At 65.6% G+C, this 17,519-nt stretch carries 16 protein-coding genes, 1 tRNA gene and 1 riboswitch; of the genes, 6 read left to right on the top strand and 11 right to left on the bottom strand.

Translation table 11 applies throughout. The features are described 5' to 3' along the window. Window positions 1-23: 23 nt before the first annotated feature. Window positions 24-530: a nucleoside deaminase gene (locus WHH00_RS15380; protein WP_406634110.1), complete on the bottom strand. Its 507-nt coding sequence runs from the start codon at window positions 528-530 to the stop codon at window positions 24-26. A 61-nt stretch (window positions 531-591) separates the two neighbouring features. Between WHH00_RS15380 and WHH00_RS15375 the strand changes: the two genes are divergently transcribed. From WHH00_RS15375 to WHH00_RS15365, 3 genes are read left to right on the top strand one after another with little or no spacing between them, the layout of a single operon-like run. Beyond that, window positions 592-1,464: a phosphatase PAP2 family protein gene (locus WHH00_RS15375; RefSeq protein WP_406634108.1), complete on the top strand. Its 873-nt coding sequence runs from the start codon at window positions 592-594 to the stop codon at window positions 1,462-1,464. Window positions 1,465-1,476: 12 nt separating this feature from the next. After that, the gene (gene upp / locus WHH00_RS15370; protein ID WP_013599856.1) at window positions 1,477-2,112 is read left to right on the top strand and encodes a uracil phosphoribosyltransferase; all 636 of its coding nucleotides are present in this window, start codon (window positions 1,477-1,479) and stop codon (window positions 2,110-2,112) included. Window positions 2,113-2,157: 45 nt separating this feature from the next. Next, complete coding sequence (locus WHH00_RS15365; protein ID WP_406634105.1) at window positions 2,158-2,562, top strand: glyoxalase superfamily protein; 405 nt, start codon at window positions 2,158-2,160, stop codon at window positions 2,560-2,562. On the opposite strand, the gene WHH00_RS15360 is transcribed toward WHH00_RS15365, so the two are convergent. From WHH00_RS15360 to WHH00_RS15350, 3 genes are all read right to left on the bottom strand, one after another. Further along, window positions 2,559-3,272, bottom strand: coding sequence for a hypothetical protein (locus tag WHH00_RS15360; RefSeq protein ID WP_406634103.1), 714 nt, complete (start codon window positions 3,270-3,272; stop codon window positions 2,559-2,561). The two genes, WHH00_RS15365 and WHH00_RS15360, sit on opposite strands and share 4 nt — an antisense overlap. 5 nt (window positions 3,273-3,277) lie before the next feature. Then, a riboswitch (cyclic di-AMP (ydaO/yuaA leader) is annotated at window positions 3,278-3,439 on the bottom strand. A 96-nt stretch (window positions 3,440-3,535) separates the two neighbouring features. Next, window positions 3,536-5,065 carry an ATP-binding protein gene (locus WHH00_RS15355; protein WP_406634101.1) on the bottom strand — a complete coding sequence of 510 codons (1,530 nt, stop codon included), beginning with the start codon at window positions 5,063-5,065 and terminating at the stop codon, window positions 3,536-3,538. 7 nt (window positions 5,066-5,072) lie between these two features. After that, complete coding sequence (locus tag WHH00_RS15350; protein WP_406634098.1) at window positions 5,073-5,813, bottom strand: response regulator transcription factor; 741 nt, start codon at window positions 5,811-5,813, stop codon at window positions 5,073-5,075. Between the two features lie 704 nt (window positions 5,814-6,517). Here WHH00_RS15350 and WHH00_RS15345 point away from each other — a divergent pair. After that, on the top strand, window positions 6,518-7,384 hold the full coding sequence (locus WHH00_RS15345) for a winged helix family transcriptional regulator (RefSeq protein WP_231457318.1): 867 nt from the start codon (window positions 6,518-6,520) through the stop codon (window positions 7,382-7,384). 234 nt (window positions 7,385-7,618) lie between these two features. Further along, on the top strand, window positions 7,619-8,146 hold the full coding sequence (locus WHH00_RS15340) for a histidine phosphatase family protein (RefSeq protein ID WP_231457316.1): 528 nt from the start codon (window positions 7,619-7,621) through the stop codon (window positions 8,144-8,146). Between the two features lie 40 nt (window positions 8,147-8,186). On the opposite strand, the gene WHH00_RS15335 is transcribed toward WHH00_RS15340, so the two are convergent. From WHH00_RS15335 to WHH00_RS15310, 6 genes are all read right to left on the bottom strand, one after another. Then, on the bottom strand, window positions 8,187-8,840 hold the full coding sequence (locus tag WHH00_RS15335) for a hypothetical protein (RefSeq protein WP_406634095.1): 654 nt from the start codon (window positions 8,838-8,840) through the stop codon (window positions 8,187-8,189). Between the two features lie 8 nt (window positions 8,841-8,848). Further along, window positions 8,849-9,538: a TetR/AcrR family transcriptional regulator gene (locus WHH00_RS15330; RefSeq protein WP_406634093.1), complete on the bottom strand. Its 690-nt coding sequence runs from the start codon at window positions 9,536-9,538 to the stop codon at window positions 8,849-8,851. Next, window positions 9,535-11,571, bottom strand: a complete 2,037-nt coding sequence (locus tag WHH00_RS15325; protein WP_406634091.1) for a YhgE/Pip family protein — start codon at window positions 11,569-11,571, stop codon at window positions 9,535-9,537. The genes WHH00_RS15330 and WHH00_RS15325 overlap by 4 nt, the downstream gene beginning before the upstream one ends. After that, the gene (locus WHH00_RS15320) at window positions 11,568-12,272 is read right to left on the bottom strand and encodes an ABC transporter ATP-binding protein (protein WP_406634088.1); all 705 of its coding nucleotides are present in this window, start codon (window positions 12,270-12,272) and stop codon (window positions 11,568-11,570) included. Before WHH00_RS15320 ends, WHH00_RS15325 begins: the two co-directional genes overlap by 4 nt. Window positions 12,273-12,378: 106 nt before the next feature. Then, complete coding sequence (locus WHH00_RS15315; protein WP_406634086.1) at window positions 12,379-13,833, bottom strand: dihydrolipoyl dehydrogenase family protein; 1,455 nt, start codon at window positions 13,831-13,833, stop codon at window positions 12,379-12,381. 130 nt (window positions 13,834-13,963) lie between these two features. Further along, window positions 13,964-14,040: transfer RNA gene (locus WHH00_RS15310), tRNA-Arg, on the bottom strand. 278 nt (window positions 14,041-14,318) lie between these two features. Here WHH00_RS15310 and WHH00_RS15305 point away from each other — a divergent pair. Next, window positions 14,319-16,154: a phosphoenolpyruvate carboxykinase (GTP) gene (locus WHH00_RS15305; RefSeq protein ID WP_406634084.1), complete on the top strand. Its 1,836-nt coding sequence runs from the start codon at window positions 14,319-14,321 to the stop codon at window positions 16,152-16,154. 137 nt (window positions 16,155-16,291) lie between these two features. On the opposite strand, the gene WHH00_RS15300 is transcribed toward WHH00_RS15305, so the two are convergent. Next, on the bottom strand, window positions 16,292-17,452 hold the full coding sequence (locus WHH00_RS15300; RefSeq protein ID WP_406634082.1) for a globin domain-containing protein: 1,161 nt from the start codon (window positions 17,450-17,452) through the stop codon (window positions 16,292-16,294). Between the last annotated feature and the right edge of the window lie 67 nt (window positions 17,453-17,519).

The following is a 17,519-nucleotide window of genomic DNA, read 5'->3' as shown; positions in this document are numbered from 1 at the left end:
TTCGCAAACAGCCCGGGCGTGAGTCAGAGCCGCCAGCGGTGCCCGGCGAAGAACTCACGCAGCAGGGCGGCGCACTCGGCTTCGCGCACGCCCGGATACACCTCAACCCAGTGGTTCAGGCGCCTCTCACGGAGCACATCGAAAACCGACCCCGCAGCCCCTGCTTTCTCGTCCCAGGCACCAAAGACCACCCGGGGAATTCGTGCCAGGACAATCGCTCCAGCGCACATGGCGCAGGGCTCAAGGGTGACCACCAGCGTGCAGTCGGCGAGCCGCCAGCCGTCTCCGCTGCCGCCGTCGAGCATGGAAAGCTTTCGCAGGCGTTCCGCCGCCTCGCGGATGGCCACTACCTCGGCGTGGGCAGTGGGGTCCCCCAGCTCTTCTCGCTGGTTCCGCCCGGAACCCAGCACTGCGCCGTCGGGCCCAATGACCACCGCCCCGATGGGCACGTCCTCCGTGTCGAGGGCGCGATGGGCCTCGGCGAGGGCAAGGCCCATCCACGCGTGGTGTTTCTTATCTGCGGAGACCATGGCTCAATGATAGTTTCGAAGGATACCCAGAGCCCGTGACGCACATCCGCCGGGAGGCACAGTGAGCACAGTCCGAGACCGCGTGGACAAGTGGATCAAGCCGTACGCCGCCTTGTGGCTGACCATGATCATCGGCGGAACGCTGGTGATCGCCCTGGCCCTCCTGGGCGCCGAGGTCTACTCAGACGTCGTGGATGAGGAAGGCCTGGCAGGCCTTGATATTCCTGCACTGGAATACTCGCAGTCGTTGCGGAACCCGGAGGTGGACGCTTTCGCCACAGGTTTCACCAACGTGGGCGGCGGGATCGGCATGCCCATCCTGGCGAGCATCCTCACCGCCTGGCTGACCTTCCTGAACAGGACATGGCGGCCCATCGTCCTGGTGGGCGGAGCGGCCCTTGTTTCCACCTTGGCCACTACTTGGGGCAAGCGGCTGGTAGGCAGGACACGTCCGGACCACTCCGAAGCCGTCCCGCCGTTCGAGACGTCGCCGTCCTTCCCCAGCGGTCACACCCTGAATACCACTGTGGTGATAGGGGTCCTCATCTACCTAATGTGCCTGCAGTTCCAAGTACTGTGGGCCCGGATTGCAGCCATCACGGTGGGTACGCTCTTCATCGTCGCCATGGGGCTGAGCCGGGTTTTCCTGGGACACCACTGGATGACCGACGTAATGGCTGGCTGGTTCCTGGGGCTGGCGTGGGTGGGCATCGTGATCCTGGCCCACAGGCTGTTCCACCTGATGCGGCGGCGTGAGCACGCCGGCCCGGCGCCCACGTTCGAGCATCCCGTCCTGCGCGAGGACCACACCGGGGAAGCGGAACGTACAGCCCTGGAGGAGAACGGCGGCGTTGCCTCGCCAAGGGCCGGCGACGACGCTTCGCAGTCCGGCACGGGCGGCGGACGGCAGGGGAGTGGCCCGGCAGCCGGGTGATAGTTTTGACCCATGCGCACTCTCGTTGTGGACCACCCGCTGGTCGCCCATAAGCTCACCGTCCTGCGGGACAAGAACACTCCGTCCCCGGTCTTCCGGCAGCTGACGGAGGAACTGGTGACCCTCCTGGCCTACGAGGCCACGCGGGAAGTCCGCACCGAGCCCGTGACCATCGAAACCCCCGTCAGTACAACTGTGGGCACGGCGTTCACCAAGCCCACTCCGCTGGTGGTGCCCATCCTCCGTGCGGGCCTGGGAATGCTCGAGGGCATGACTAAACTGGTCCCCACGGCTGAAGTGGGCTTCCTGGGCATGGCCCGCGACGAGGAAACGCTGGACATCATTACCTACGCCGAGCGCCTTCCCGAGGATCTCACCGACCGGCAGATCTTCGTGCTGGATCCGATGCTTGCAACCGGCGGAACACTGCGCGAAGCCATCAAGTTCCTGTTCAAGCGCGGCGCTTCGGATGTCACGTGCATCTGCCTGCTCGCCGCGCCGGAGGGCCTGGCCAAGCTGGAGGAAGAACTTTCCGGCGCAAACGTCACCATCGTCCTGGCGTCCATCGACGAGAAGCTCAACGAGAAGTCCTACATTGTCCCGGGCCTGGGCGACGCAGGCGACCGCCTGTACGGCATCGCCGGCTAGGACTCAAGCCTTTCCCGATCCCCGCGCAAGGTTTAGCCTGTGCGCATGGACTGGAAACTGGAACTCGTTTTTGTCCCCGTGTCCGATGTAGACCGGGCCAAAGACTTCTACGTCGACAAGGTGGGCTTTAACGCCGATTTCGACGAGCGGCCCAGCAGCTCCATCAGGTTCGTTCAGCTGACGCCGCCGGGCTCAGCCTGCTCCATCTGCATCGGGGAAGGCCTCACGGATGCTCCCCCTGGCACCGGTTCGAACCTGCAGCTTGTGGTCTCTGACATCCAGGCTGCGCACCGGCAGCTCAAGGCCAACGGGGTGGACGTCAGTGACGTGGACGTGCAGGACTGGGGCCACTTTGTGTACTTCGCCGATCCTGACGGCAACCGCTGGGCGGTCCAGTACATCCCCGGCAGGGACGTACCGGACCGCCAGGGCGAAGCCGCTTCTGTTTAGTACCAGTTGTTGGCGTAGTGGAAGTTCAGTGCTCCACACGGGGACTGGTAGCGCTCCTGGATGTAGTTCAGGCCCCAGTTGATCTGCGTACGGTAATTGGTGAGGTAGTCGGCGCCGGCGCTGGCCATCTTCTCGGCCGGCAGGGACTGCACAATGCCGTAGGCGCCGCTGCTCGGGTTGGTGGCCGTGGTGGTCCAGTCTGATTCCTTGGTCCACAGGGTCTGCAGGCACTGCATCTGGTCAGGGGCCCAGCCGTAGGAGGCCAACTGGCCGGCAGCGTAGGCCTGGGCACCCGCGGGGTCGTTGACGGCGGCGACCGGTGCCGGCTCGGGAGCGGGGGCAGGTGCCGGCGCGGGTTCAGGCTCCGGGGCGGGTGCCGGTGCGGGCTCAGCGGCGGGAGCCGGGGCCGGCTCGGCCGCCTGCGGGACAACGTTGATGGGCTCTGCTGCAGGCGCCGGAGCAGGGTTTTCCTGGATTTCGCTCTTCTCGATGCTCAGCTTCGACTGGGCCTCAACGGCCTGCGTTTCTGTGGCTTGAACCTGCACTGCGGTGTCGGTGGCCTGGCCTGCTGCCCCAACGCCGACAAGGAGGGCGCAGGACGTTGCGAGGATGGCGGCGCGCTGGCCGAAGGAAGGAATTTTGCCTGGCGTGCGCGGTGCACGGGCGTCGTGGCCTGGTTTCGGGCGTGCTTTAGTAAGGAACTTAGACATGATGGATCGCCTCTCACACCTGCGGAGTTAGCTGTCGGGTTCGGATGAGGGCATCCGGCCACACGGAAAATCACGCAGTGGCTTAACCCCAAGGGCAATTGCGTGCCCGGGACTTCTGGGTCCCCCGCCTCTGCCTATGCTCAAGCGGAATCCGGGAAGCGGCAGAGCTTGGCGTCATCCGGATATGCGGCCCGAACGGGAACCGCACCCAATCGACGGTACAGGAGTTGAGGCCTTAAGTCACATTTTGGTAACAGGGATCACTACGACGGCGCGCCGCCTTGCGGCATCCGCTGCGGGAGGGGGAGTTGCAGGGCAAACTGGGTGCGGCCAGGCTGTGATGTCACCGTGACCTTGCCCCCATGGGCCTCGACAATGGATTCGACGATTGAGAGGCCCAGGCCGCTGGTTCCTTCAGCGGCAGGTGCGCCCGGTCCGCCGGCGGTGCCTGCCCGGGCCGCGTCTGCGCGGGCGAACCGCGCGAAAACCTGGTCCAGGAACTCGGGTGGAATGCCGCCGCCGTCGTCCGTTACCGTCACCACCGCGGCGCCCTCCGCCGTCTTCCCGACCCCGGTGACCACCGTGGTTCCCGGCGGTGTGTGCTTGCGGGCGTTGGACAGCAGGTTCATCAGCACCTGCCGCAGCTGGGACGGGTCGCCGTTCACCACGACTGGTTCGTCGGGAAGCTCCAGCCGCCAGGTATGGCCGGGCGCCATGACCTTTTCGTCGCTGACGCCTTCCACCACCAGCTGGTTCAGGTCCACCTCGCTGAGCTTCAAGGGCTGGCCCTCATCAAGGCGCGCCAGCAGCAGCAGGTCCTCCACCAGAGCGGTCATCCGCTGGGACTGGCTTTGAACCCTCGCCAGCGACTTCTCCCCGTCCGGAGTGAAGTTTTCCGTCATCCGCATCAGTTCGGTGTACCCGCGGATGGCGGTCAGCGGCGTGCGGAGCTCATGGGAAGCGTCGGCCACAAACTGCCGGACCTTGGTTTCACTCTTCTGCCGCGCCTGCAGCGCGTTGGCCACGTTGTCCAGCATGAGGTTCAGGGCATGGCCCACGCTTCCAACCTCCGTACCGGGATTGGAGTTCGACGGCGGCACGCGCACGGCAAGCGCCACCTCGCCGGCATCCAAGGGCAGCCTGGAGACGCGGGTGGCAACCTCGGAAAGCTGCTCGAGGGGTTTCATGGTGCGGCGGATCAGGACAGTTCCCACCAATCCGACAAGCAGCAGGCCGCCCAGGGAGACGAAGACGAAGGTCCACACCAGGGACGCCAGCGTACTATCCTTGGCGGCCAGGGGGAGTCCTGTTACCAGGACGTCACCAAAGCTGGTCTTGACGGCGAGCAGCCGGTAGTCGCCGTTGGAGAGTGCCCTGTTGACAGGTTGGGCGTCTGCGTCCAGAGCCAGCAGGACCTGTTTGTCGTCCGTGGACAGCTGGGAGCGCGTGGTGTTGGAGGTGAGGAATCCGCCGCCGCTGACCTGGCCGTTGAGGATGCGCGCGTTGAGGGTTCCAACGCTCTGGCCGCGGGCATCCAGGGGATCCCTGCCGTTGAAGCCGCCCGAGGGAGGGCGGCCAGGATTGTTGGAACGGTCTGCGGCCTGGCCCAGCTGTTCGTCCAGCTGCCGGGTGAGGAACGCGTCCATCGAGGCGTAACTCGCCACGCCCACAGCCCCGCAGATGGCAATCAACAGCGTCATGGCCAGGAGGATCAGTCGGGTCCGCAGGTGCCACGTGCCGGGCTTCAGCCAGCTCCGGGGCTGCGGTGCCGCCGTCAGGTGCCGGGACGCCATGGCGTTCCTACTCCGCCGGCTTGATGACGTACCCGGCGCCACGCACGGTATGGATCATGGGCGGGTGGACGGCATCCACCTTTTTGCGGAGGTAGGAGATGTAGAGCTCCACGATGTTGGCCTGGCCGCCGAAGTCGTAGTTCCAGACCCGGTCCAGGATCTGCGCTTTGCTGATGACGCGCTTGGGGTTTTCCATCAGGTATCGGAGCAGCTCGAACTGGGTTGCCGTCAACTGGAGCTCCTCGCCTGCACGGGTCACCTCACGGGTGTCCACGTTGAGGACCAGGTCTCCAACAACCAGCTCAGCGGTGTCCATGGCGGCCACACCGGACCGCTGGACCAGACGGTGCAGGCGGAGCAGGACCTCTTCCATGCTGAATGGCTTGGTGACGTAGTCGTCACCGCCGGCCGCGAGGCCAACGATCCTGTCCTGGACCGCATCCTTGGCGGTGAGGAACAGTGCGGGAACCTCAGGCGCAAAAGCGCGGATCCGGTTCAGGACCTCGACGCCGTCGAAACCGGGAATCATGACATCCAGGACCAGCACGTCGGGGCGGAAGTCCTTGGCCACTTTCACGGCTTCCGGACCGTCAGCGGCGATCGCCACGGACCAGCCCGCCATGCGTAGGCCCATGCTCATGAGCTCGGAAAGGCTGGGCTCGTCATCCACCACCAGAGCCCTGATGGGGGAGCCGTCCGGGTGGGTGAGCTGTGGGAGGTTGTTGGTCATGGAGTGCGAGGTGGCCATGGGACAACTCTCCGATCGTTGGCTAAAGCCCGGCTTTGGCGTTCCTGTGCGCAAGCTGTGAATCCCAGCCTAGCGAGCTGGGTCCGCGAAAAATGCCCACAACCTGTACCCCGTGTGCTGCGCGCAGCCCTTCCCAAGGGGTTGAAATCTCGGAGGGAACCGGATCCCCGAAGCCCAATTAAGCGCTGAGTCGGCAAATTTTTCTGTCCAAAAACAGGACCGGCTGGACACACTGCTGAGGTGAAGACCGAGATTCCACTATCGGGCACTCCAATGAACGAATCCACGGAAAAAGGAATATCTGCCGAATAATATTCCGCGGAGAGGCCCGAACCGGCCCATGAACAAGATAACAACCGTTATTTTTTACAGAGCCCAGAATTGTGATTTGGAGCACTTTGGCTAAATTCGTCTCATTATGCGGACGATCGCGTCCATTGTTACTTGCAAGTTGCCATTGTTACGCTGCACACTTCCAATGTGAACAAGAACTCAACAGCACCTGCAGCCGCAGAATATTGGCCCAGCACATCCGCTGCTGCCGACATGCGCTGTTGTCGAATGCACGCCTGACCTTCCCACCCTCCGAAGTTCTTAGGCATTCGCCCCCAGCCCAGCGTCGGGCGCCCCTCCCCAGTTCGCATTGCGGGGATTCCCAGCATTCGGGCCGCGATGACGGCCATTCACATTGAGGTAAGCATTCCATGTCAGTTGCATCCGGATACGTCCACATTTCTGTCCGTAACGCCGCCAAAGCCGGCCAGCCCTCGGGCCTGCGCCCCGGGTTTGGTCCGCGCCCCGCCCTGGCCCCATCATCATCCGGAAGCAGCTTCCCCTCCCAGGGCTACGCGCCGCAGGGGTTCAACCCCAATTCCTACGGGCAGCTCCGTGCCGTCCAGCCCGCGGAGGCGGCACCCCTGACAGCCCCCACTCCGGTGGTGGCTGGCCCCAATACCGTCCGGCCCGTAGCCAACGACACCGTTGCCCGCGGATTCGTCCTCTACATGGGCATCGATGAGGAAACAGCGGCAGCGGCCGGAACCTCCATCGCCAAACTGGCCCAGGAGATCCGCGCCTACGCACAGTCCCTGGTGTCCGGCGCCGAAAGCTATGCAGCCGTTGCCGTTGCCCCCGCCGGCACACCCGGTTCCGCGCTCGACGTCGTCCGTTCCACCTTCGGTGACCCCACCGTCAACGCCCGGCAGCGCACTGAGGCCCCGCGTCCGTCGCAGGCACAGGAGCCGCGCCCTTCCGGCGTCCTGATCGACCTGGCACGCCGTGAAGTCCACCTGGACGGCGAGTCGCTCAACCTGACCTTCAAGGAGTTCGAGCTCCTGAACTACCTCGTTGAGAACGGCACCCGCACCGTGGGACGCGACGAACTCCTCGAGGGGCTGTGGCGCAATGCCGAAGAGGTGCCCAACGAGCGAACCATCGACGTCCACATCCGCCGGCTTCGCTCCAAGCTGGGCCGCCTTGCCAACACTGTGCGTACAGTCCGCGGCCAGGGGTACCGGTTCTACGAGCACCCCGAAGTTGTTGTCTGGGCCGCTCCGGAATACTCGATCTAGCACTCACTCGAAAGCGCCTGTCCCGCTGGGCCGGGCGCTTTCGCTGTCGCGGCACGATCCCTCTGCGCCTGCGCTCGTCCCTCGCGCGACAACGGCGCTTTCGGGATGTGCCGCTTCGCTACAGCGCCCTACGCGAAATGCCGCTGTCACGCGTTCGGGCTCTCCTGGCATGTGCCTCCGCGACTGTCGGAGGTCCGGGGCGCACCTCGTTTGGTCCCCGACTAGGCTTGGGGCATGAGTGAGCACCATCTTCGACGGCTTGTGATCATGCGGCATGCCAAGGCCGACTGGCCGGGCGGAATTGCTGACCACGAGCGTCCCCTGGAGGAAAGGGGCCACCGCGAGGCGCCCCTTGCCGGCCGGTGGCTGCTCAAGCACAACATCGTGCCGGATTTCATCCTCTGTTCCAGTGCCCTGCGGACCAGGCAGACCTGCACGTGGGTGTGTTCGGAGCTGGGGGATAAGGCCCCTACGCCCAAGCTTGAAGACGGACTGTACGCGGCGTCTGCGCTCCGGATGCTGACGGTCATTAACCACGTTCCGGATACAGTCACCACGCTGATGCTGATCTCGCACCTGCCCGGCGTGCAGGACCTTGCCATGCACCTTGCCTCACGCGACTCCGACCACGACGCCTACATGGACGCCGCCACCAGGTATCCCACCAACGCCCTCACCGTCCTTGAGACCGAAAAGTCCTGGGCGGAGCTGGACGGACAGGACGCTCGCATCACCAGGTTCAAGGTCCCACGGGCGCACTAACCAGGAACCTGAAGTGCCGGCTGCGGTCAAGCCGGCGGGGTCACCGCCGGGGCGCGGCCTTAGCGCCCGTTGCCGACGACGGTTTCCCGGCTGGAGAGGCCGACGACGGCCGCCTGGCAGGCGCGGAAGGCATCCGCGCGGGTGCACGGAGACCGCCGGCGCCCTGACTGCCGGTGCCTGCACCGCCTGCGCGCGCTGCCGGCCTGCGCTGGGCCGTGCCCTTGGCAGCTGGCCTGCCCGCCGTCGTCGTGCGTCTGTTGCCCCGAGCGCCCTGGCCCGCAGCCCTGCCCTTGCCGGCCGCACTTCGCAGACGGCGCCCCCGCGGCCAGGCCGCACCGAGGAACAGGATAAAGAGTGTGGCCAGGGCCGCAGCGGCAGCACCGAAGAAGTAGTTGTCCGGATCTCCGGTGGGGAGCGGGGTGCCAAAGAATGAGGGCTCGCCGGCAAAGGCCAGCTCCCACGTGCTCACAAACGCGAGCGAAAAAGCGACGGTGAGGCTGGTTCCGGCACCGGCAGCCAGCAGGGCAACGCGGCGCCCCCGGTTCAGGAGTTCAACGATGCACGCCAGGCACGCCAGCGCCAGGACACCGAGGAACGCCAAGAACACCGGTTCGGCGAGCGTCATCCCGGTCAGTACCAGCAGTCCGGCCGCCACAATGCCGGCAATGACCGCCAACTTCCCGCTTTTCCCCATACGCTCCATCATCTCCGAGGATCGGGCTGCTGCAGCACGTAGCCGCGCATGCTGGCCATGATTGCCGCAACGCTTTGGTCACGGGTGCGCTCAGGGTTGTACGTCTGCCGGTCGAGCCCCACAACGAAGCAGGCGCCGAAGATGGCGGTCTCCAGGCTGCCCCGCGAAACGGTGCTGTCCACGGGGTAGGCCAGGGCCACCTTTTCCACTGCCGCCCCGATCACTGCCAGCAGCTCGCCCCTCAGGACGGCGAACGTGCCCTGCCACTCACTGGGCGTACGCCAGTTCTCGCTGACCCAGAGCCGGGCGAAGGACGGGTATTCGGCCATGAAGTCCAATGCCTGCCCGATCATTGCCTCCATGGCGAGCAGGGGATCCCCTGACGTAGCAGCCGTCATGTCCCGTACTTCGCCCGCATCCTGGCCGGGAGAGCCTGGCTCTGTAGACGCCTGCAGGCGCGCCTTCAGGATGTCCACACCGTGCCGCAGCAGCTGTGCAATAAGCTCCGATTTGCTGCCGAAGTTGTAGTACACGGTTCCCTTGGAGACGCCGGCTGCAGCTGCAATCTCGTCAACAGTGACTCCCGCTGCCCCGCGCTCGCCAATGAGCTCCATGGAGGCATCAAAGAGCTTTTGGCGGGTGGCGGTGGTCCGGGCGGGGCGAAGGGTCTTCACGGCTCCGGCTGGTTCGGCGGTCATACCGCGATCTCGGGCTTCAGCGTCTTCAATGTCCAGTACTTGTTCCTGCGCACGGCCAGCGTGGACATGGCCACGCCCAGTGCGGTGTAGCCCGCCAGGCCCAGGGCGGTGGGGGCAATCAGGGACAGGTCAGCGCCATAGATGAGGTGCCTCATGCCGGACACCACGTAACCCATGGGAAGGATTTCGTGTGCTGCGTGGAGCGGCTGCGGAGTGGTCTGCCACGGAAAGGTCCCGCCCGAGGACACCAGTTGCAGGACCAGCAGGATGAGTACCACGAGTTTGCCTGGCGACCCAAGCAGCGCAACAACGCCCTGGATGATCGCACTGAACGCCATGGCCGCGGCAAGCATGAACAGCCACATCAGCACCGGATGCGCGGGATCGAGGCCCAGTGCAAGGTTCACCACCAGGGTGAGGAGGCTCGCCTGCACCACCGAAACCGCAAGGAACGGCAGCCAGCCGCCCACCGCGATCTTCCAGGACGGGGCGTTGGAGGCCAGGGCCCGCTGGGTAATGGGCCGCATGACCTGGACCAGCATGAAGATGCCGATCCACAGGGCGAGGGTGAGGAAGAACGGCGCCAGCCCGGCACCGTAGGACTCCGCCTTGGCCTGCGAAACATTGCTGACCGCAACGGGGTCGGCCATGACGCGTGACAGGTTGCTCTTCTGGGCGTCATCCGGGTTGGGCACCTGCCCGGCGCCCTTGCCGATCTCATCCGCCAGGGTCCGCGAGCCGTCCGCCGCGGTGCCGGCACCTTCCGCCAGCTGGGCTGCCCCCTCGTCAACTTTACGGGCTCCTTCTGCCAGCCGGCCTGTGCCGTCGAGGGCCGCCTGCCCGCCGGTGGCCAGCGCGGCAGCCCCGGTGTGGAGCTGGTCTGCGCCGGAGGAAGCCTGGGAGACGGCGTCCCTCAGCGCCGGCGTGCCCGCAGCGAGCTGGGCAGCGCCGGTGCTGACGGCTTCGGCTCCGGAGGCCAGTTGCTGGATCTGCGCTGCATCTTCCTGGATCTTGGCCCTGGCGGCCGCTACCTGGCTCGTGCCCGCCGCGGCGTCAAGATCGGCCAGGATTCTGTCCGCCTGCTCCTGCGTCAGGATGCCTTCCGTGACGAGCCTGGTGTTCGATTCAACCACCCGTGCCCGGAGCCCCTGGTCAGCGGCATCGAGCTGGGCTGCTACGTCCTGCACCTTGGCGTTCAGCTGCGCGTTTCCGGCAGCAACCTGGGCTGCCCCCGCAGCGAGCGTCTGGGAGTCGGTGGGCAGCGTGGCGGTCTTGTCCTTGAGCGTGGACAGGCCGCTGCTGAGCTGGCCCGCGCCGTCGGTCAGCTGGCTGGCTCCATCCCGCAGCTTGACCTGGCCCGCGTACAGCTCACCGGCTCCGCTGCTCAGGGCTGAGGTGCCCTCGTGCAGGGTGGCAGCCCCGTCGCGAAGGCCCGCAACGCCGTCGGCCAGCTGGCCGGCGCCCTCCGCTGCCCTGACCATCTGCGCATGGATGGTCCCAAAACCCGTCAGCAGCTGGTTTGCCGTTTCCTCGCCCACCTCCGTGGCCACCGTGTTGTGCACTGCGGTGGTGAGCTTGTCCACGATGGTGCTCAACAGGTAATTGTTGGCATCGTTGGTGGTGACGTTGAGCATGGCCTGGCTGGCGGAATCGAAGCTGCCGGGGGATACCAGGTTGGCCGAAAAGTCCTGCGGGATTTTCAGGGCGAACGCGTAGTCGCCGCTGCTGACGCCCTGGTCCGCCTCCTGGGTTGTGGCCACCGGAATCCAGTGGAAAACGTTGCCGTCCACCAGGCTCTCTGCCACCTTTGCCCCGGCTTCGAGGCGTGCACCGTCGCTGGTGGTGGCACCGGCGTCTTCCACCACCAGGGCCGCGTCGAGGTTGTCCAGGTTGCCGTAGGGGTCCCAGTTTGCGTAGAGGTACACCGCACCGTACAGCAGCGGGACCATGGTCAGCGCAAGGATTGTAAGTTTGGGCATTAGCCCTGCGGTCATGCGCTTGAGTTCAGAGCGGGCCAGCCGCAGTACCGTCACGTGGCAACCTCGGTTTCGAATACAGTAATGTCTGCGGTATCCGGTTCCCCGCCATCCGCCTGCCCGGGGGATTCGCGGGGGACAGCATTGCCGATTGCAGCGGCGGGGCCGTCCCACGACGGCGGGAGGGAACCAACAGTGGCGACGACGGCGAGCGGCCGTCCGGCGTCGGACGCCAGGCGCTGCAGTCCCGGCAGCCAGTCAGCGGGGTCGGGGCTGTGCCGTTCAGGGGAGTCGGCCACCAGCAGGTCCGTGTGCGGGTTCGCCAAGGCCAGTGCTGTCAGGAGTTCCAGCCGCCGTGAAGGGTTCAGTTGTTCCGTCCACAGGTCAGCGATGTCCTCGAAGCTGTTCACCTTGAGCCACGGGCCGCCCACCAGGGCACCCCGGTAGCGGCGGGGGATCAGCGCCAGGTCCTCGGTGACCAGGTCGCGCACGCTGAGGTGCTGCTCCGGTTCGTTAACGCCTGGGGAGTCCACCAGGGCGCTCGCCAGCCGGAGCGCCTTGGGCCGCTCGCTGCCGTCCCAGCTGACACGGCCGTCGGACGGCTTCATTCTGCCGCTGAGGAGCAGGGCCAGGGCGGTCCGGTGGTCCTGCCGCCTCCCGGTCACCAGCAGGAGCTCGCCGCGCTGGGCCTGGAGTGATGTTGCCGGGAGGAGGGGATTCCTGCGGCCATGGGCAGAGAGCCGTTGTGCTGATAGCAAGATGGGCCTTTCGCGGGATGCATCTGCTTCCAGTCTAACTAGACTGACCAGTCAGTTCAAATAGGACCGCGGCGTTGGGCTGCGGGTAAATGCCGGCGGCTGCGCCTCAGAGGCCGTACTTCTCGAGGAGCCGAAGCCAGACCTCGCTGATGGTCGGATAGGAGGGCACCGCATGCCACAGCCGGCTCAATGGCACTTCACCCACCACGGCGATGGTCGCGGCATGCAGGAGTTCGGCCACATCCGGCCCGGCGAACGTGGCTCCTAGAAGCACCTTCCGGTCCTCATCGATAACCAGTTGGGCCCAGCCCTGGTAGTTTTCCGAATGCAGCGAAGACCCGGCCACCTGGATGGGGAGCTCCACCGACGAGGCGTTGAAGCCGTCCTGGCGGGCGGTCTCCAGCGTGCGGCCCACGGTGGCAAGTTCCGGATCGGTGAACACTATGTTCGGCACCGCGTGCTGGTTGGCTGTCTGGGAGTACCGGCTCCAATCCTCCGGTGCGCCCTTCAGCTCACCCTTGGCGCGGGCGGCAATGGCGTCCCCGGTGGCCCTCGCCTCGTACTTTCCCTGGTGCGTCAGCAGGTTCTTGCCGGCGGCGTCACCGGCCGCATACAGCCAGGGCACGTCACCCGCCACACCCTGCACCACGCCGGAAGCGTCCGTACTGATGGCGAGCCGGCCGTCATCATCGGGCTCGATGCCGATACTTTCCAGGCCCAGCCCTTCCAGTGCTGGATGTCGGCCGGTGGACACCAGGACCTTGTCGGCCGTGACGGCGGTGCCGTCGCCCAGCCGCAGGCTGAACGTGCCGTCGTCGCTATGGCTGATGCTTTGTGTCGCAGTGTGAAGGCGGAGCTCCACGCCGTCCGCACGCAGTCCTGCGGCCACAAGGCTGGCAGCCTCCTCCGGGAATTTGCCCAGCAGCCTGCCGCGCGCAACGAGTGTTACCGCGGAACCCAGGCGGGCGAATGCCTGCGCAAGCTCTGTGCCGGCAACGCCGCCGCCCAGGACTGCCAGCCGCTCGGGCACTTCCCTGGCGGACGTGGCCTCCCGCGTACCCCACACCTGCAGGTCCTCGAGCCCTTCAACCGGGGGAGTGTTGGGCACGGATCCGGTGGCCAGCACCACTGCGTGGCGGGCCCGGAGCTGGTGCGATGTTCCGTCGAGGCCCGCAACCTGGACGCTTCTGGCGGCGGTCAGCCAGGCGTGGCCCCTGATGAGTTCTATTCCGGAGTCCTTGACCCAGGCGACCTGGCTGTCATCCTGCCAGTTGGACGTGAAGTAATCCCTGCGCTTGAGGACGGCTGCGGCGTCAAGCGTCCGTGTGACAGCTTCCTTGGCGCCCGGCGTTGTTTGGGCCGCGTGCAGCGCAGTCCCGGGCCGAAGCAGCGCCTTGGACGGCATGCACGCCCAGTATGAGCACTCTCCGCCCACCAGTTCCGCCTCCACCAGCACCACCGAAAGGCCGCCTTGCGCCGCGCGGTCCGCAACGTTTTCTCCAACGGCGCCGGCGCCGATAATAACAACGTCAAATTCCTGTTCCACAGGCTCGGGCATCATGGGGAAAGCCTACGCCCGGGGTGGGGTGCCGTTGGGCGTGTACCGGGGTGCGGCTGGCCGCACCGGTCCGGCCGGCCGCAGCGCTGCTTAACGCAAAAGGTCCGCTCCGGCGAACCGGAGCGGACCTGATTGGTGCGCCCAAAGGGATTCGAACCCCTGACCTTCTGTTCCGTAGACAGACGCTCTATCCAGCTGAGCTATGGGCGCATCTCGTGTTCCTGGAGAAGAACCGCTCTCCCTGAACCTCGAATTACTTTACGCGAGGGGTGGCTGCCATGACAAATCGGGAGGCATGTAATCTCCGCAACTAGACCGGTATAGGTGACCTTTGTCACTTAAATCTCTATTTGGCGCGTGAAATTCCTTGATTTCGCGCGGAATTCCATTTTTGTGGCTTCGAAAGCTCAGCCTACGTCCAAAAAACGGGAGTGGTCCGGACCATAGCATTTAGCACACACCGATGTACCCCAAGAAAGGGAACCGAAATGGGCGATCTGGCGCAGAAGCCGTTGCTTGAGAAAGCACCCACCACACATGCCGGCCTGCTGGCGTGGGTCGAAGAGGTTGCAGAGCTAACGCAGCCGGACCGTATCTATTGGGTGGACGGGTCCGAGGAGGAAAACACCCGGCTGACCGACGAGCTCGTGGCGGCGGGGACTCTGACCCGGCTGAACCCGGAACTGTTCCCCAATTCCTTTGCAGCCTTCTCCGATCCTGCCGACGTAGCCCGCGTCGAAGAGCAGACCTTCATCTGCTCGGAGAACAAGCGCGACGCCGGGTTCACCAACAACTGGATGGCACCCGCCGAAATGAAGGAGAAGCTGCGCGGCCTGTTCTCCGGGTCCATGCGCGGCCGCACCATGTACGTCATCCCGTTCGTCATGGGCCACCTCGATGCCGAGGATCCCAAGTTCGGCGTCGAGATCACGGACAGCGCCTACGTTGTGGCTTCAATGCGGATCATGGCCAACATCGGCACGGCCGTGCTGGACAGGATGACCCAGACGAACGCGTTCTTCGTCCCCGCCCTGCACTCCCTGGGTGCGCCGCTCGAAGCCGGCCAGGCGGATGTTGCATGGCCGTGCAACCCGGACAAGTGGATTGTCCACTTCCCCGAGGAGCGCTCCATCTGGTCCTTCGGCTCCGGCTACGGCGGCAACGCCCTGCTGGGCAAGAAGTGCTACGCCCTCCGCATCGCCTCCGTCATGGCGCGCGACGAAGGCTGGCTGGCCGAGCACATGCTCATCCTCAAGCTGACCTCGCCGGAGAAGAAGAACTACTACATCTCCGCGGCGTTCCCGTCCGCCTGCGGCAAGACCAACCTTGCCCTGCTCGACCCCACCATCGAAGGCTGGGAGGTGGAGACCCTCGGCGACGACATCACCTGGATGCGGATCGGCAAGGAAGGCGAACTGCGTGCCACCAACCCGGAGGCCGGCCTGTTCGGCGTCGCCCCCGGTACCGGCTGGGGCACCAACCCGAACGCCATGCGTGCCATCGCCAAGGGCCACAGCATCTTCACCAACGTGGCATTGACCGACGACGGCGGTGTCTGGTGGGAGGGCATGACGGACGAGGTGCCCGCGCACCTGACCGACTGGCAGGGCAACTCCTGGACGCCTGACTCCGACAAGCCGGCAGCCCACCCCAACTCCCGGTTCTGCACCCCGATCTCGCAGATCGACATGCTGGCCGAGGAGTACTACAGTCCCGAGGGTGTGGAGCTCTCCGCCATCCTCTTCGGCGGCCGCCGCAAGACCACTGTTCCCCTGGTGACCCAGGCCCGCAGCTGGACCAACGGCATCTTCATGGGCTCCACGCTCTCCTCGGAGACCACGGCAGCCGCTGCCGGACAGGTCGGCGTGCTGCGCCGCGATCCCATGGCCATGCTTCCCTTCATTGGCTACGACGCAGGCGACTACCTGAAGCACTGGATCAGCGTCTCCGGCAAAGCCAACCCGGAGCGGCTGCCGCACATCTTCCTGGTGAACTGGTTCCGCCGCACCGCCGACGGCGGCTTCGCGTGGCCCGGCTTCGGCGATAACGCGCGTGTGCTCAAGTGGGCCATCGAGCGTCTCGAGGGCAAGGCAGACGCCGTCGAGACTCCGATCGGCTTCGTGCCGACAGGCGACTCGCTGGACCTTACTGGCCTGGATCTCACCCACGCCCATGTGGAAGAGGCCGTCCGGGTGGACCGCGAGGAATGGGACGCCGAGCTGGCCTCCATCGAGGAGTGGTACGCAAAGTTCGGCGACTCACTCCCGGACGCCCTGCGCTCCGAGCTCGACGCCCTCAAGGCGCGGATGGCTGACCACAGCTGACCCGCCGCGGACAAGCAGGCATAACGACGGCGGCGCCGCACCTTTTCTGGAAGGTGCGGCGCCGCCGTCGTTCCCGCTATCGATTGCTCCGTACTTGTCGTTTTCAACCTTCAAAACGACAAATACGGAGCAGTGGATCAGCTGGCCAGCCAGATGTCCGGGCCGAAGACTTCGTAGTGGATCCGCGTGGCGGGGATGCCCGCGTTGATGGCCTCGTTGCGGATGTTCTTCATGAACGGCAGCGGGCCGCAGAGGTACAGCGATGCGTCGGCGGGAAGGTCCACCTCGCGCAGGGACATGAAGCCTTCCTTGGCTCCGGCCACCGGCTGTTCAAGCCACAGCTGCAGCTCGGCGCCGTCAAGGCGTTCGACGTCGTCCGTCATCTGGCTGCGCAGCGCCCAGCTGTCCAGGGTGCTTTCCGCGTGGAGCACCAGCACCTGCCGGCCTGATCCGGCCTCCGCCAGGGAACGGAGGATGGACGCGGTGGGGGTGCAGCCAATGCCGGCGGACGCCAGGACCACCGGGCCGTCGCCGTCCTTGAGCGTGATTTCGCCGTAGGGGTTGGAGATCTCCAGGACGTCGCCCACCTGCACGCTGTTGTGGAGCACGGGGGAGACCTCGCCGCCGTCGTCGAGCTTGGTAGTGAAGCTGCGGCTGGTGCCTGCCTCGCCGGACAGGGAGTACTGGCGGACCTGGCGGAGGCCTTCCGGCAGGGTTACCTTGACGCTGATGTACTGGCCGGGCAGGGCCTCGGTGACGGGGGTGTCGTCCGCCGGTTCGAGGGTGAAGGTCATGGAGCCCGCGCCGGCTGGGGTCTTGGCCGCCACCCGCCACGGCATCCACATCTTGTCATTTGCCTGCGAAGCGTAGAGGCCCTTCTCGAGCTTGATCAGGGCGTCCGCCATCAGCCAGTACACCTCGGTCCAGGCTTCGGCGATCTCCGGGGTGATGACCTCGGCCAGGTCCTCGGCGATGGCAGCGAACAGGTGCTCGTAGACCACCTGGTACTGCGGTTCAGTGATGCCCAGGGAGGCGTGCCGGTGGGCGATCCGGGACAGGACGGTCTCGGGGAGCGTTCCAGGGTTGTTCACAAGGTGGGTGGCGAAGGCGGCGATGCTGCCCGCCAGCGCCTGCTGCTGGTTGCCGGAGCGCTGGTTGGAGCGGCTGAAGACGCCGTCCAGGAGTTCGGGGTGGGCGGCGAAGAGGCGGGCATAAAAATTGGGCGTGATGGCGCCGATCCGTGAACCAACAAGGGGCAGCGTTGCTTCAATGACGGGACGGGATTTTTCCGAGAGCATGGGAACTCCTGAGGTCGTGACCGGGGCCTTCGTCCGGCCTTCGCGAATACCTGCATGGGATATGCCG

Source organism: Pseudarthrobacter quantipunctorum (assembly GCF_045291495.1).
In the GTDB taxonomy this organism is placed as follows: domain Bacteria; phylum Actinomycetota; class Actinomycetes; order Actinomycetales; family Micrococcaceae; genus Arthrobacter; species Arthrobacter quantipunctorum.
This window is presented reverse-complemented; position numbering and strand designations above follow the sequence as displayed.

Coding starts and splice junctions, on each gene's coding strand:
- WHH00_RS15365 (WP_406634105.1), top strand. CDS start 2,158: ATGGACTGGAAACTGGAACTCGTTTTTGTCCCCGTGTCCGATGTAGAC.
- upp (WP_013599856.1), top strand. CDS start 1,477: ATGCGCACTCTCGTTGTGGACCACCCGCTGGTCGCCCATAAGCTCACC.
- WHH00_RS15345 (WP_231457318.1), top strand. CDS start 6,518: ATGTCAGTTGCATCCGGATACGTCCACATTTCTGTCCGTAACGCCGCC.
- WHH00_RS15340 (WP_231457316.1), top strand. CDS start 7,619: ATGAGTGAGCACCATCTTCGACGGCTTGTGATCATGCGGCATGCCAAG.
- WHH00_RS15355 (WP_406634101.1), bottom strand. CDS start 5,065: ATGGCGTCCCGGCACCTGACGGCGGCACCGCAGCCCCGGAGCTGGCTG.
- WHH00_RS15305 (WP_406634084.1), top strand. CDS start 14,319: ATGGGCGATCTGGCGCAGAAGCCGTTGCTTGAGAAAGCACCCACCACA.
- WHH00_RS15360 (WP_406634103.1), bottom strand. CDS start 3,272: ATGTCTAAGTTCCTTACTAAAGCACGCCCGAAACCAGGCCACGACGCC.
- WHH00_RS15350 (WP_406634098.1), bottom strand. CDS start 5,813: ATGGCCACCTCGCACTCCATGACCAACAACCTCCCACAGCTCACCCAC.
- WHH00_RS15335 (WP_406634095.1), bottom strand. CDS start 8,840: ATGGGGAAAAGCGGGAAGTTGGCGGTCATTGCCGGCATTGTGGCGGCC.
- WHH00_RS15300 (WP_406634082.1), bottom strand. CDS start 17,452: ATGCTCTCGGAAAAATCCCGTCCCGTCATTGAAGCAACGCTGCCCCTT.
- WHH00_RS15330 (WP_406634093.1), bottom strand. CDS start 9,538: ATGACCGCCGAACCAGCCGGAGCCGTGAAGACCCTTCGCCCCGCCCGG.
- WHH00_RS15315 (WP_406634086.1), bottom strand. CDS start 13,833: ATGATGCCCGAGCCTGTGGAACAGGAATTTGACGTTGTTATTATCGGC.
- WHH00_RS15380 (WP_406634110.1), bottom strand. CDS start 530: ATGGTCTCCGCAGATAAGAAACACCACGCGTGGATGGGCCTTGCCCTC.